Below are 12,917 nucleotides of genomic sequence, written 5' to 3'. Positions count from 1 at the left end.
CTGTGTTGGGATGGGGAAGTATGATTCGCACATATGTAGAGCGACTAGCCCGATTCATTTGATACGACTTGTATGACTTGAACCGTTTGACAGTAAAAAGAAAAATACTGTTCTTCATAATCTTCGACAAAGTAATTCAAATATTCCCAGCCTCTATCCAAAAGTTGAATGTTCAAAAAAAGATAGGAATCGTTTGTTAACTCCAAATCTTTGATTTGAACAGAAGAGACGTTGGTAAATTTCAGATGAATGTCTGCTTTATGGGTTGCAGATTCGTATGGGATGTGTAGATGAATACAGTTGATCAAGTCGTAATGTTCATTATACTCTTTAAAGTAGTGAAATTCATTGATTTGCTTTAGATGGTTGATATTGAAATCAGGGATTTGTTTCTGGATTTTTTCATTTAAAAACCATGTCATCGTTTATCCTCCAAGAGGTTATTGTATAAATGCAATGATTCGTTTTCTTGTTTCTTCATAGTACTGGATATAGGAATGTAATAAAGGATACGATTCAAGGATGTGTTGAAACGATTTGATTTGAGGGTATTGCTCTTCAAATGACTGACGCAGCACGTTTAACTGTTTTTTCGGTATTCGTTTATGATCGACCACATAACTTAAGCTGCCTGCAACAAGTGAAAAAAACATATAAAAATCATCTGAGTACATACCGGTTTCTTCTTCAAAAGAGACGATTTCATCTGGATAAGATGAATCTAATAAGTATTGATAACGTTGTTTTAAATCATCGAATAAACCTTGTTTATCACGGCTGATTCTCATGGTTTTTCCCCAATCTCTCATTATTTTTAATTCTTATTTAGACGCTAATGAGATCTTCCTATACACTGCAAATAAATTCTTGTGAATCGAAACATACGTTTTTCGATTCTATTGCGAGTAACATCCCATTGATGTTAAATAGAAAATTTGCATTTGAATCAAATTCTTCAAGAAGTACATTTTTAAGGTTCCCTATCCCATTAGGATGGTAACTACATTCAAAAATTTGCCAATTCATCTCTTCTTGTATCAATTCTTCAAATCTATCATTACCTTCACCCCCATTATAATAAAGACTCGCCACATTCATAAATCGTATTTCATGTTGAGTAACTTTATTTAATTCTGATACTTTTACGCTCAGTACTAATTCTTTATGAAACAAATCAAATGTGACTCCAAGTACATTACAACCACCATCTAGATAATCGATCCATTTTTGTACACTATTAAACATCTCATTCACTCTCCTATTTTTTCAGGATGAACTCTATTCTTATCGTGTCACGGAGTTTGTAAATATTCTTCAAATGAAATAAAGTCCGCTTTTTTTCGAAATTCGCTTAAGATTTTCTGATCTCCTGTAAAAATAACATCTGTCGAATCAAAAAATCCGATTTCAAACACGGCTTGAGGGATAACGGGTGTATAATTCACGTTCCAATATCGTTCATTATCTTCAATTTGAGGTATTGAAATAATATTTAAATGATCTATATGACGAGGCAATGCGCTCAAAACAGCGAAAATAAAAGAATAAGAATAGTCATGTAAGAATTTTTTGAAATGTTCACCCTTCAGAAATAAAAAATCCGTATAATCCGGCATGACTTCTGAATGAGATTGATTATTCCGATCATGAAGCATTGGGAGTGTCACATCACTTATGACCCAATGATACTCTTCTACGTTTAAATTGATTTTCTTTATTAATTCATTTACTTCGAATAGATTTTCCTCTTTTGCTAATACGATTCTCATTACTTGCTCCACCTCACCGATTTAAAACATCAGACGAAACTAAAAATATTCCACAGTATCAAAATCTGACCATAATCTCCAGTCAGTGTTCGTGTTTATATTTACAATGCATGTTGGATCTTGATAGATCAAACTCTTCGCAACCGATTGAAAAAAAGGAGATTGACTAGGGAGTTGGCTATGCGTTTCTGGATGAAACCATGATTCAGTTGTGTAGAGCGGTTGATCATATACATGCTGAACGATGTCAAATTGTTCTTGATCTGTCATCCATAAACTATCCAGCAAATCTTGATGTTTGGCCATTTCTCTTAACAAAGTAATCCATTCATTTTCCTCTGTTACATCAGCTTGGCATGACTCTGGTATTTGAACATGAAAATAGTCTCCATTTAATCTAATTCGTAAAGGATGCTTTGTGAACCCATGTTCTATCTCATCATCATCTATTATTTCATGATGATGATCCACGAAATCAAAAAGCTCATCCAGTAGAAAATTGATTGATCCATTCTTCAAATCATGACCAATCGCAAAAAAATCAATAGACGGTCCTACCTTCGATAAACCGAATAATTGAATCGTGATCAGCCAATTTTCCTCTCTAGTAAATAGAGAAAGCTTCCCTTTGGCAAAATCAAAGTTCCCATTATCTAATAATGGAAACTCTTTATTTAGAAAAGACTCATCTAGTATAGATAACACATTGTCTATTTGATTCATGTCTTCCTCCTTATGAAGTTATTTCATTCTACGTTTGTATAATTTCGAATCAGTTCTTTTCTAAAATCATCAGGAAGTTTTTGATTCGGAAATACAACTGAAATCCAGCCTAATACAATCTCATCTAAAATTCTCCACGTTTTTAACAATTGTTTATTCATTTGTTCTAATTGAAGAATCGCTAGTACTCCTATCTCATAACCTCTGTCGCCATAAATGATCCATTTCGCAGAAGGGGAAACCCATATCACACGTGAAGCAATATCCATTATGCTATCATTTACACTCTCTATCGGATAATCCGTTAAGAGATCGAGGTAATCACTTGGTGTGAGGTTTAACGGTACTTTCACCCAAGGATAATAACCAAAATCATGATAATAATCATCCATGCTCTTCTGCTCATCTAATACAGCCATGAGTATATAGTCATCATGATGATTCAAAGCTAAACCTTTTAACATTTCCCAGCTATCATCTGATAACAGCCAATGGAATTCTTCGAATAAATAATGAGGGGGTTTTGTTTTCAACACTTGATCAGGGAATGTCTTCGTACTGTGAATGAGCGAATGAACAAACGATAGAACATGTTCAAGTTCTTTTGGATCGGATATAAACAAATCTTTCACTTTATGCTCCTTTCATATCTTCGGGTAAGTTTATCATCAGTCATTGATACTCCATTTCACCGCTTGTAACATGACGCATAATGAGAGAGCATTTGAGTGTAATAATCATTGAATGTTTTTTGATCCTTCAATAATCCTTCAAACCAATTTGCTAAAACAGGGTGATCCATTGGTTTCCACCCTTCTTTTAATAACCTATTTTTCACAGAATCTTTTGTTGATACCATTCCTATGATACAAATTTCCATATCTCTATCTGCCCAAATCGCCCACTGCAAAGAATGAGCTAACCAGACAACTATATTCGAATTCGTGATTATATTATCCGCTATGGAACCTTTTGGGTGCATCCATAGTGCATTTACATAATCCTCACCTGAAATGTTCACACTCGCTTTCAGCCAATGATAATAACCAAATTCCTTCAAATAATAATCAATTGGATCTGGTTGAAGGACTGCAGTCAAAAATTCTCTATCTTGTGTAACAGTTGATAACTCTTTTATGGTTGGTAAAATATCATCACTCAATGCCCAATCAAACTCTTGAAACAAAAAACAATCAAATGTCTTACGAAAAACTTGTTGTGGCAGCTCTTTATTTGTTTCAAACACATGGTCTACTAAATTCTGATAGAATTTGAACTCTTTTTCTGAACGAATAAATAAGTCTTCAAGCCGTTTCAAACAACTACCTCCACTCTTGTCGAACTAGTAGTTTTTTAATTCTTCCTCTATATCTTCTTTTAATGTTTGAATTTCAATTGACACCGAATTATTTCGATTATAGAAAATGGACGGATTGATTCCATCTGCTAACATTCCCGGCAGCCACTCTTCTATAAAATCGTCTAAATCAATCATTTCTGGCACTGTTTTTTCCCATTGGTCGATCGCACAATAAGCGGCATGTTCCTCTGTCGGCCAAAAATGAAGCTGCGGTACACGATGTTCATCCTCTGACATCACCCACCCCTTCTCGTTTCTTAATGACCAAACCTCTTCAAAATCAACAATCTTTTTGATGAAATAGTCATAACGCTTTTTCGCAGGTAATTGGACGGTGGTTTCTAATTCTTTCGGATGCATGGACATTGCGTCACTCCTTTTATTTATAAATGGGCTTAATCATAAGAATTTAGCAAGCTCATATATAGGAACTATTTGTATTCTTCTAACCAGTCATTCAAATCCTCTACAGGATGTAAGTAAGAATTAGGTGAATCTTTCAAATCAATTCCACTTAAAAGAATCAGCATATCCCAAACTTGATCATCGTCTATTTCTGGATCGTCTGCAGAAACGTAAATTTCAGCCCAATCAGACACTTGTTCTCTTGTGATCGTCCCCTTTAAGACATTTCGTATTTTATTTAAACAGTCTAGCATTTTTGGTTCAGCCATTTATTACACCATTCCTTTCTCAAAACTCATTTTACGCTGTAAACTGCCTATATTTCATATTTAATAATATCCTCCATTGACATACCTTTAAAATATAATGAAAGAATGCTTATAATAGTGTATTCGCCAAGCATACCAATCGGGTTAAATATCATTTTAGCCGTTTTTGGGTCAGCAACCTCTAAGTCCATAACAGGTGCATTGTGACCTTCTTTCCCCTTGCTTACGTAATAATTTCCATCTCGGTATTCCACGAATTTCAGATTTTGAAGATCCTCTTCTTTTATAAAATCTTGATTTATTTTTGTGATGACTTTCCATGAACCATTTAAAAAGCCTGTCAGACCTGTATTTGCAACGAATAGTCCTTTCTCTTTTTTTATCAATTGTTTTAACTCATTTTTTTCTATTCTTTCATCAACAAACAAATCATAGTATTGGATTAAAATATCATCATATTGATTTTTCCCCTCACCCGAAATGATCAAAGCATAGCTCAATTTCCCAACTTCTTTTAATGGGAGTTCAAATATAGCTCCTGGTTCTACTTTACTTAAAGTTTTTACTTTTTTAGTTGTTATTTTAATATCCGTTACTTCTTTGTCGTTTAAATCATCAAAATAGTGACTACCTCCATTGTTTAAAGCCATCATAATTGTCAAAAGCATCTCATCAATCGTTGGCTTTCTCTTCAAATGTTCCTCAGTCATTTCATAGAATTGTTCAATCGCTTCTTCAAAAATATCTAATCCATCATCACCAATTATGATGTTCTTTTTCTTATGTACTTCTTCCCAAAAGCCCATTTAGAATACCCCCTTTATATATTGTGTTCTTTATGTTATTCTCATTTTGCTTTATCACGATAAACGTATACTTGTATAAACTGTTTTATGTGCACGTTTGAAAAGTGCCACTTCATGATCCGTTAACCACTTAAGCTCTCTCATATGATAGGAAATTTCTTCTAAATAAGTATCGGTTTTTGCAATTAATTTTTTATCTAAGATATTTCTTTTATTGTCTTCAACTACAAGATAAAGAGTAAACTGTTTTAAATCTAATTCGATAAGTGGGTAAGCTTTTCTTTTTTTATCGGGACTTAGTTTTGTTCTCCCTTTAATCTCCGCTTTATATTCCTTCTCTTTCATTTTCTTAAATGTCGCTTTGACTAGCTGACTGTCCCAATTTTTCAGTTCACACAGATAGAGTATCGCTTTTTCCAAAGTATCTGCTAAGATCTTTTTCTTATTTGTTGCATTTTCAAATTCACTGTAACGGAAGGGTACTTCCAGCTCGTACGTATTTTTTAAAAATAAGATGTCTGGTTCATCTTTTAAAGTACTAATTAATTTGTAGTCTTTAAAAGACCCACATATCAAAACAATAGGCTCACAATCTTTCGTTTGAAATTTCTTTTCTAATTCGTATAAAAACATTTCAGTCATACAAAGGGATTGGCTGGCTAAGTTCCCATGATCGTCATCTGACATTAATTGTATATTTTTCAAATGCACTTCTTGTAAGCCTCCTAATAAGATTGTGAATGTTTGCTCACTCTTTTTTCAAAACTTGCTTTCTTAGGTGTAAATGCTCTATCTCATTCCCATTAAAATGCCCTTTCTTCCCTTCTAAATATAGCTAGTTTAAAATATTAGCTCCTTAGAATTTGAAGAATTTCTGTTGCTTCTTTGTACAATTCATTAACTAGTTGTATAATAATTCCTCGCAAATCCACTTCATTTTCAAATGCAATTAAATATCCTTTTTTGCTGATCAGATTATTTGATACACAATCCCAGATATCCAGATGGTCTATACAATAACCTTCATCTCCCTCATCACCATCATGAAACTCTTCGCCATTTAGATAATCTACTGAAAAATATATGGATGAATGATAACCTGCTTTAAAACAATCTGAAACATGAACTTCTCTCCCGCTAAATTTCTTCCCATATCCGAATCGTCCAAATGCAGCATTGATTGTTAACCCTAAATCTCTAAAATCTATTTGTTTTTCATTCACTATATTCAAAGCGATTTTTGTTATTTCTTTTTCGATATCTGCGATAAATTCTTTGGTCAAAGTATTCAATTTAATTTTTTTCAAATTTTTCACCTCTTGCATTGCCTATAGTTGTTAAGATAATGATTACTATTTCACTTCAATATATTTCTATAAATATACCATACTTTCAAACTAATCCATATATCATCAACTTATCTATATATCCCTTTTTCACACATAAAAAAGCACCCTAAACGGATGCTTCTACCAAATGATATTTTTTCAAAATACGATAGGTGATTTCTTTTGCTTCTAGTCCGGTGCCTTCTATATTTGTGGTGAAGATGTAGGTTTTGTTTTCATGTTTGATGAAGCCTGCGTACCAGCCGATTCCTGATCCGGAGCCTGTTTTTCCGTATAGCGTGGTGTGTTTCTCTTCTTCTTGTATCATCATTCGCTTGACGGTTCTCATAACCGATAGGTCAAATGGGAGACTTTCTTCATATAGCTGTTTAAGGAAATGAACTTGTTCTACTGGAGAAATGCGTAATGTACTGCTTAGCCAAAATTGATCGATTCTGCCAGATATGTCTTGATTCCCATAATGAATGGCTTTTATCCAATGGCTCATCCGTTCTTCCCCGATGTCACGCGCCATGGCTTGATAATACCAGACGACTGAATCTCTCATGCCAGAGCCCAGTGTATGGTCCTTATTCCAGTTATCAATCTCTCTTTTTACTCCGTCCCAATATTTGATGTCGTATTCATCTTTAACTGCGCCAGTTTGAAGTCCGATTAAGGCATTTGCTATTTTAAACGTTGATTGTGGTGCAAAGCGCTTGTTCGCTCTTTTTTTGTTATACACCCATGGTGATTTTTCTTTTACTTCTTGAATCACAAATGTGCCTTCCCGATCTTTCAAAAATTCATCTACTGACCACGATGGTGATGTTCCTTCGCTTGATGAAGGTTGGCCGATAAAAAGTGCCATCAGCATAATAGTGGAAAATAGCCATTTTATATGCTTCTTCAAAAAAACCGCTCCTTTTCCCATGATTTGTATCGATTTTAGCATGTTGAGCGATAAGACATAAGGTACGCTTGTCCTCTTTTCTGCCAAATAAAAAAAGCCGGTTTTATCCGGCTTTCTGTTTATTGTACGTTCAATTTTTTCTCTTCTATCGCTTGCTTTGCAATTTTCGAAATCGTCATATCGTCCATTGGTGGGTTATGAAGGCCAGCACGAATGTCTCGATAGTAACGTTGAAGCGGGCAGCTAAGGCTTAAGCTTTTTGCACCGACTAAACGCATGGCTTTATCGACCACTTGCAGACTATGATTGACGACTGTATGCTTCACAGCACCGAATTCATTGATTAACAGCTCTCTTTTCTCTGGCTGCTCATACAATGTTGTCGTTGAATAGATGACATGGCGTGCTTGCTTTAGTAGTAAATCAATTTCGCCAATCAGTGTTTGGACATTTGGCAGTTCGCTAATTGTTCCGCTAATACTGTTCGGTGAATGGGTGATGGCATACTGAACAGCATAGTCTCTTGCCGCTTGCGCAATCCCTAAATAACAGGAAGGGATATGTGCGATCCAAGGATTCAGCATACCGCCCCGAGGTCCTTTTTGCACTTCAACCAACATGTCATCTGGGACTTCCACTTGATCTAGAATTAAATCATGGCTCTCTGTTCCTCTCATGCCAACAACATCCCACGTTTCTTCTATAGAAACACCTTTTGTATCACGGTGAATTAAGAAGAAGCCCATCGCTTCTTTTTCTTCGATCCATACACCGACGAGAAAGTATGTGAGTGCTGGTGACATCGTTGTGAATGTTTTCCGGCCATTGATCACCCAATGATCTCCTGATTTCGTTGCAGTTGTTCCAGGTTTGCCTCCTCTTGTTGGACTCCCTGTCTGCGCCTCACTGACGGCCCGGTTCACAAGAGCCCCATTTTTGATTTCTTCAGCAAAAAATTGCAGCTGCTTCTCATTCCATAGTTTCTTTTCATAAATTTCACCAACAACTCCTTGGTGCCAACCGATCGATAAGGCAGTTGCTCCATCCATACTTCCTAGTGTTTCTTGAAAAAGGACCATATCCTTTACAGATTGACCCCCGCCCCCGTACTCAACAGGCAGAGACAACGTTGTATAGCCCAGTTCTACTAATGATTCGATATTCTGTTTAGGAAAATAGGCACCCTCATCATGTTCTTTTGCAGACTGTTCGATCGTTTCACGAAGGGATTCTAGTTGATTCAGCCAATTTTTTTGAAAATCTGTATCGACAAATAATGCTTTAGACAAAACGTATCCAACTCCTCTGTTTCTCGCAATCTATCATATCCGATTTATCCAATAGGTATTATTAAAACACACTTTACTTATAGGATTTAATGTGTTAAATTTTATCAATATTAAGTACATATGTCAAAGGAACGTGATGCTTTTATGATTTCTGCTATTAATCTACATAAATCCTATGGGTCAACTCATGTGTTAAAAGGAATTGATTTCACCGTACAAGAAGGTGAAGTGGTCGCCATTATTGGACCGAGCGGATCAGGAAAAACAACCCTTCTCCGCAGTTTAAACAGCCTTGATATCCCAGACAAAGGAACGCTGACAGTTGGAGAAGCCACGATTCAATTTGAACAATATCGAAAAAAAGATCTTCTAAAACTCAGACAGCAATCGTCTATGGTGTTTCAGCATTATCACTTGTTTCAAAATAAACGAGCACTTGAAAACATCACAGAAGGATTGATTGTGTCTCAAAACATGTCTAAAAAAGAGGCGGAAAAAATCGGAGAGCAATTGTTAACGCGAATTGGGCTGCTTCATAAAAAAGATGCGTTTCCAAGTGAATTATCCGGCGGTCAACAGCAGCGGATTGGGATTGCTCGTGCTCTTGCCATGAATCCTGCGGTGCTTTTGTTTGATGAACCAACGTCCGCACTAGACCCAGAGATGGTCGGAGAAATCCTTGAAATGATGAAAGATATTGCGAGCCAAGGCATGACGATGGTCATTGTGACGCATGAAATCTCGTTTGCAAAAGATGTAGCGGATACAGTGATCTTTATGGCAGATGGGGAAATCGTTGAAAAAGGCTCACCAGAAGACGTCCTGATGAAGCCTCAGCATGAACGGACGAAACAATTTTTATCAAGAATTCATCGCGGGATGTGGCAAGGATTGGAGGAAGACAGATGAAGCGCAAGACTTTATTCACCGCCGCTAGTATCCTTCTGTTTCTCCTCTCTCTCATTGGCTGCAGCAGTGTGAAAACGACAACAGATGATGGCAGACAAATTGTCAAAGTCGCACTAAGCGCAGAAGTCAATCCGCCTTTTTTAGCCACAAATGACCGCAACGAACCGATTGGCTATAACATCGATTATTTAAATGAAGTCGAGAAACGTTTGCCACACATTCATTTTGATTATATCTTCGGCGAGGAAGAATCCAATTTAATTGGGATCGGCGCTGGGAAATTTGAAATGGCGGCTAATTGGTTTTTTAGTAATCCTGAACGTGAAAAACGCTTTCTTTATCCTAAGGTTCCATACGGCTATTCGATGACAGGTTTAATTGTGAATGAATCAGAGCAAGATATTCAATCTCTAGACGATATGACATCAAAAAAGCTCGCTCCCGTCAGTCCTAGCGGCGGCCTTCGTTCCATATTAAATCAATATAATGAAGAAAATGATCGGAAAATTCCGCTCACGACCATTGAAAGCCCTTCAAACGAACTCAATTTAAAACGAGTCGAAAGTGGACGGTCCGATGCGGCTTTTATGAATATTTCGACCTTTGATACGATTCAAAAACATCTTCACCTGAAAGTCAAAGTGGGCGGCATTGTCTCAAAGGAACCTATTTATCTTGTCTTACAGCCTAGTCAAAAGAAACTAGCATCACAATTGGACCGAGTGACACAAGAGATGATAGAAGACGGAACATTACCTGACCTTGCGAAGAAATGGTTTGGCGTTGATTTCTTTCAAGATATTGACTATATATCAGAGCAAGGCTATCAATATGAAGAAAGGAAGGAAGTGCCATGACGTTTACAGCTGGAGATTGGTTAAGAATCTTTTTACAGGTGGTTGATCGCCTGCCACTCACATTTCTGATGATTGTGGTGTCATTGTTTTTTGCCATCATCATCGGATTGCTGTTTGCTTGCATTCGAATCAAACAAATTCCAGTGCTGAAACAATTGGCGGTCATTTATTTGTCATTTACACGAAGTACACCGCTCATTGTTCAGTTATTCCTCATTTATTTTGGCCTGCCTCAGCTTTTACTCATGGCGGGAATTCAAATCAATCATTGGGATCGTGTGTTATTTGTGATGATCACATTCTCGTTACATACGGGCGCTTATTTATCTGAAGTCTTTCGCAGTGCATATTCCTCTGTTGGGAAAGATCAGCTTGAAGCAGCTTACATTGTTGGGATGACAGATACGCAGGCATTAATGAGGATCATTATTCCGCAAGCCTTTCTCATTGCACTTCCGAACCTCGGAAATTACACCATTGATCTCGTGAAAGATACCGCCATTGCATTTACAATCGGACTCATTGATATGATGGGACAGGTCAAAATCATACTAGGTAATAACTACGGGATAGGGATGTTTGAAGTGTACGTCATCATTGCAATTGTGTATTGGCTGATTTGCATCAGTATTGAACTGATCACGATGCTACTGGAAAGAAAATTTGTGAAAGGCCGCACCAGCCTGTCACGCTAAGGAGGCGATTTGATGCAAACCATTGATATATCATTTGCGATTGACCAAATACCACATATTCTAAAAGGCGTTCCCTTTACCTTATTGATTGCACTTGTTTCTATGGCTGTGAGCCTTTTGATTGGATCTATTTTTGCTTTCATTCGCCTCTTTCGTATCCCTGTGCTCCGCCAGCTGGTCACGCTCTATGTCTCATTTTTTAGAGGAACACCTCTCATTGTTCAGTTGTTTGCTTTCTTTTATGGCATTCCATTTGTTCTGACCAAAATGAATAGCACTTTTGGGTTGACCTTTCACCCGGATATGGTCTCCCCGCTTACCGTTGCCCTTATCACCTTCAGCCTGCATTCAGCCGCACATTTAACAGAAGTGGTCCGCAGCGCACTCCTTGCGGTAGACAGAGGGCAGCTTGAAGCGGCGAAAATCGTTGGCATGACCACCAGACAGGCGATGATGCGCATTATTTTACCGCAAGCGTTTGTGGTTGCCCTGCCAAACCTAGGGAATCAGCTCATTCAGCTGTTAAAAGCCACATCCCTTTCGTTTACAATTGGTGTACTGGAAATCATGGGGATCTCTCGCATCATTGCAAATGACGGCTACAAATTTTTAGAAACGTATCTCGTCTCTGCTTTGATCTATTGGATGCTTAGTATTTTCTTAGAACTCGCTTTTGCTTTGTTAGAGAAACGAGTCAGCGTGTACGGAAAATCTCTTGGACGTTAAAAAAGTCGATCAGGCACAAACCCTGATCGACTTTTTTATTCTCCTTTTTTCGGTGTGTTATATAGTTCTTTCGGTGCTGGTTTGAGTTTAGGCGCAGAGCCGAACACGACAGGAGCAGAAATATATCTGAATTCTCCCTTTCCATCCATACTTCGGCCATGTGCCCATCTGCCTTCTTTGCTTTCTTCTCCTCTTGAGAAGTTAAACAAATCATAGGATACTTGCTGTTTTTCCAGTGAGCGCGGGAAGGTGGTTGGAACAACGACATCCCCTTCTCGTTCTTCTAATTCCTTAATTGCAGCCAGCCACATATTTTGATGATATGTATCACGAGCAATGAGAAAGGAGAGCATATCCTTCACTCCGCGGTCATCGGTCATTTCATAAAGCCGTGTAACCTGAAGTCTGCCTTGTGACTCCGCATTCAAATTTGCCCGGAAGTCAGCCATTAAATTTCCGCTTGCAATGATATATTTTGCATTCCACGGATACCCTTGACTATCTGCTGCCATTGCCCCTAAGCCTGCAACAATTGCATGTTGAGGATTCATTCCGCCCATGACGGCTGCAAGTGCTGGATCACTTTGATACGCTTCTTCTTGTTCTTTAACTGGGGCATTATCAAGTAATCGAGCAATCATCGTTGCCAGCATTTCGACATGACCGATTTCCTCCGTTCCAATGTCATGGAGCAAATCTTTATATTTTTGATCCGCTCGGCAGTTAAACCCTTGAAATAAATATTGCATCATCACGCTGATTTCTCCATATTGACCGCCTAACACCTCTTGTAATTTTTTCGCATAAAGAGGGTCCGGCTTAGAGGGCTTTGCTTCATATTGCAGTTCTTTAATGTGATAAAACATGA

19 protein-coding genes are annotated in these 12,917 nt (G+C 37.4%); 4 read left to right on the top strand and 15 right to left on the bottom strand.

What is annotated here, in order from left to right; genetic code table 11:
* Window positions 1-44: 44 nt before the first annotated feature.
* The 14 genes from KFQ09_RS16770 to KFQ09_RS16705 form a co-directional block, all read right to left on the bottom strand.
* Window positions 45-422: a hypothetical protein gene (locus tag KFQ09_RS16770; protein ID WP_081114544.1), complete on the bottom strand. Its 378-nt coding sequence runs from the start codon at window positions 420-422 to the stop codon at window positions 45-47.
* 18 nt (window positions 423-440) lie between these two features.
* Window positions 441-788, bottom strand: coding sequence for a YxiJ family protein (locus tag KFQ09_RS16765; protein WP_255835832.1), 348 nt, complete (start codon window positions 786-788; stop codon window positions 441-443).
* Window positions 789-846: 58 nt separating this feature from the next.
* Window positions 847-1,245 (bottom strand): YxiG family protein, encoded by a 399-nt coding sequence (locus KFQ09_RS16760; RefSeq protein WP_255835831.1) that lies wholly within the window; start codon window positions 1,243-1,245, stop codon window positions 847-849.
* A 47-nt stretch (window positions 1,246-1,292) separates the two neighbouring features.
* Window positions 1,293-1,769, bottom strand: coding sequence for a hypothetical protein (locus KFQ09_RS16755; protein WP_046344064.1), 477 nt, complete (start codon window positions 1,767-1,769; stop codon window positions 1,293-1,295).
* Between the two features lie 39 nt (window positions 1,770-1,808).
* Window positions 1,809-2,492 (bottom strand): DUF7003 family protein, encoded by a 684-nt coding sequence (locus KFQ09_RS16750; protein WP_019743615.1) that lies wholly within the window; start codon window positions 2,490-2,492, stop codon window positions 1,809-1,811.
* 23 nt (window positions 2,493-2,515) lie between these two features.
* Window positions 2,516-3,124: a hypothetical protein gene (locus tag KFQ09_RS16745; protein WP_052320842.1), complete on the bottom strand. Its 609-nt coding sequence runs from the start codon at window positions 3,122-3,124 to the stop codon at window positions 2,516-2,518.
* A gap of 56 nt (window positions 3,125-3,180) precedes the next feature.
* Entirely contained in the window at window positions 3,181-3,810 is a 630-nt protein-coding gene (locus KFQ09_RS16740) for a hypothetical protein (protein ID WP_041090861.1), read from the bottom strand.
* Between the two features lie 24 nt (window positions 3,811-3,834).
* Window positions 3,835-4,218, bottom strand: a complete 384-nt coding sequence (locus KFQ09_RS16735) for a DUF2750 domain-containing protein (RefSeq protein WP_080987804.1) — start codon at window positions 4,216-4,218, stop codon at window positions 3,835-3,837.
* A 65-nt stretch (window positions 4,219-4,283) separates the two neighbouring features.
* Window positions 4,284-4,526, bottom strand: a complete 243-nt coding sequence (locus tag KFQ09_RS16730; protein ID WP_035390920.1) for a DNA-binding protein — start codon at window positions 4,524-4,526, stop codon at window positions 4,284-4,286.
* Between the two features lie 47 nt (window positions 4,527-4,573).
* Window positions 4,574-5,332 carry an Imm26 family immunity protein gene (locus KFQ09_RS16725; protein ID WP_017367669.1) on the bottom strand — a complete coding sequence of 253 codons (759 nt, stop codon included), beginning with the start codon at window positions 5,330-5,332 and terminating at the stop codon, window positions 4,574-4,576.
* A 54-nt stretch (window positions 5,333-5,386) separates the two neighbouring features.
* Window positions 5,387-6,043, bottom strand: coding sequence for a hypothetical protein (locus KFQ09_RS16720; protein ID WP_050827476.1), 657 nt, complete (start codon window positions 6,041-6,043; stop codon window positions 5,387-5,389).
* A 137-nt stretch (window positions 6,044-6,180) separates the two neighbouring features.
* On the bottom strand, window positions 6,181-6,648 hold the full coding sequence (locus KFQ09_RS16715; RefSeq protein ID WP_225310441.1) for a hypothetical protein: 468 nt from the start codon (window positions 6,646-6,648) through the stop codon (window positions 6,181-6,183).
* 139 nt (window positions 6,649-6,787) lie between these two features.
* Window positions 6,788-7,531: a BPU family class D beta-lactamase gene (gene blaBPU, locus KFQ09_RS16710; RefSeq protein ID WP_370648337.1), complete on the bottom strand. Its 744-nt coding sequence runs from the start codon at window positions 7,529-7,531 to the stop codon at window positions 6,788-6,790.
* 161 nt (window positions 7,532-7,692) lie between these two features.
* Window positions 7,693-8,862 carry an acyl-CoA dehydrogenase family protein gene (locus KFQ09_RS16705; RefSeq protein WP_146271044.1) on the bottom strand — a complete coding sequence of 390 codons (1,170 nt, stop codon included), beginning with the start codon at window positions 8,860-8,862 and terminating at the stop codon, window positions 7,693-7,695.
* 144 nt (window positions 8,863-9,006) lie between these two features.
* Between KFQ09_RS16705 and KFQ09_RS16700 the strand changes: the two genes are divergently transcribed.
* From KFQ09_RS16700 to KFQ09_RS16685, 4 genes are read left to right on the top strand one after another with little or no spacing between them, the layout of a single operon-like run.
* A complete protein-coding gene (locus KFQ09_RS16700; protein ID WP_034646521.1) occupies window positions 9,007-9,771 on the top strand; it encodes an amino acid ABC transporter ATP-binding protein in 765 nt (254 codons plus the stop codon).
* Window positions 9,768-10,628: an amino acid ABC transporter substrate-binding protein gene (locus KFQ09_RS16695; RefSeq protein ID WP_125589849.1), complete on the top strand. Its 861-nt coding sequence runs from the start codon at window positions 9,768-9,770 to the stop codon at window positions 10,626-10,628. Before KFQ09_RS16700 ends, KFQ09_RS16695 begins: the two co-directional genes overlap by 4 nt.
* On the top strand, window positions 10,625-11,323 hold the full coding sequence (locus KFQ09_RS16690) for an amino acid ABC transporter permease (protein WP_008342617.1): 699 nt from the start codon (window positions 10,625-10,627) through the stop codon (window positions 11,321-11,323). Before KFQ09_RS16695 ends, KFQ09_RS16690 begins: the two co-directional genes overlap by 4 nt.
* Window positions 11,324-11,335: 12 nt before the next feature.
* Window positions 11,336-12,049: an amino acid ABC transporter permease gene (locus KFQ09_RS16685; protein ID WP_255835830.1), complete on the top strand. Its 714-nt coding sequence runs from the start codon at window positions 11,336-11,338 to the stop codon at window positions 12,047-12,049.
* Window positions 12,050-12,084: 35 nt separating this feature from the next.
* Here KFQ09_RS16685 and KFQ09_RS16680 read toward each other — a convergent pair whose 3' ends face one another.
* Window positions 12,085-12,915 (bottom strand): manganese catalase, encoded by an 831-nt coding sequence (locus KFQ09_RS16680; protein WP_007501404.1) that lies wholly within the window; start codon window positions 12,913-12,915, stop codon window positions 12,085-12,087.
* Window positions 12,916-12,917: the final 2 nt, after the last annotated feature.

Source organism: Bacillus sp. FS02 (assembly GCF_024398395.1).
Lineage (GTDB): Bacteria > Bacillota > Bacilli > Bacillales > Bacillaceae > Bacillus > Bacillus altitudinis.
The sequence above is the reverse complement of the archived record's forward strand: the minus strand, read 5'-3'. Positions and strand labels throughout refer to the sequence as shown.

Coding starts and splice junctions, on each gene's coding strand:
- KFQ09_RS16700 (WP_034646521.1), top strand. CDS start 9,007: ATGATTTCTGCTATTAATCTACATAAATCCTATGGGTCAACTCATGTG.
- blaBPU (WP_370648337.1), bottom strand. CDS start 7,531: ATGGCACTTTTTATCGGCCAACCTTCATCAAGCGAAGGAACATCACCA.
- KFQ09_RS16685 (WP_255835830.1), top strand. CDS start 11,336: ATGCAAACCATTGATATATCATTTGCGATTGACCAAATACCACATATT.
- KFQ09_RS16725 (WP_017367669.1), bottom strand. CDS start 5,332: ATGGGCTTTTGGGAAGAAGTACATAAGAAAAAGAACATCATAATTGGT.
- KFQ09_RS16755 (WP_046344064.1), bottom strand. CDS start 1,769: ATGAGAATCGTATTAGCAAAAGAGGAAAATCTATTCGAAGTAAATGAA.
- KFQ09_RS16680 (WP_007501404.1), bottom strand. CDS start 12,915: ATGTTTTATCACATTAAAGAACTGCAATATGAAGCAAAGCCCTCTAAG.
- KFQ09_RS16695 (WP_125589849.1), top strand. CDS start 9,768: ATGAAGCGCAAGACTTTATTCACCGCCGCTAGTATCCTTCTGTTTCTC.
- KFQ09_RS16750 (WP_019743615.1), bottom strand. CDS start 2,492: ATGAATCAAATAGACAATGTGTTATCTATACTAGATGAGTCTTTTCTA.
- KFQ09_RS16730 (WP_035390920.1), bottom strand. CDS start 4,526: ATGGCTGAACCAAAAATGCTAGACTGTTTAAATAAAATACGAAATGTC.
- KFQ09_RS16690 (WP_008342617.1), top strand. CDS start 10,625: ATGACGTTTACAGCTGGAGATTGGTTAAGAATCTTTTTACAGGTGGTT.
- KFQ09_RS16760 (WP_255835831.1), bottom strand. CDS start 1,245: ATGTTTAATAGTGTACAAAAATGGATCGATTATCTAGATGGTGGTTGT.
- KFQ09_RS16765 (WP_255835832.1), bottom strand. CDS start 788: ATGAGAATCAGCCGTGATAAACAAGGTTTATTCGATGATTTAAAACAA.
- KFQ09_RS16770 (WP_081114544.1), bottom strand. CDS start 422: ATGACATGGTTTTTAAATGAAAAAATCCAGAAACAAATCCCTGATTTC.
- KFQ09_RS16735 (WP_080987804.1), bottom strand. CDS start 4,218: ATGTCCATGCATCCGAAAGAATTAGAAACCACCGTCCAATTACCTGCG.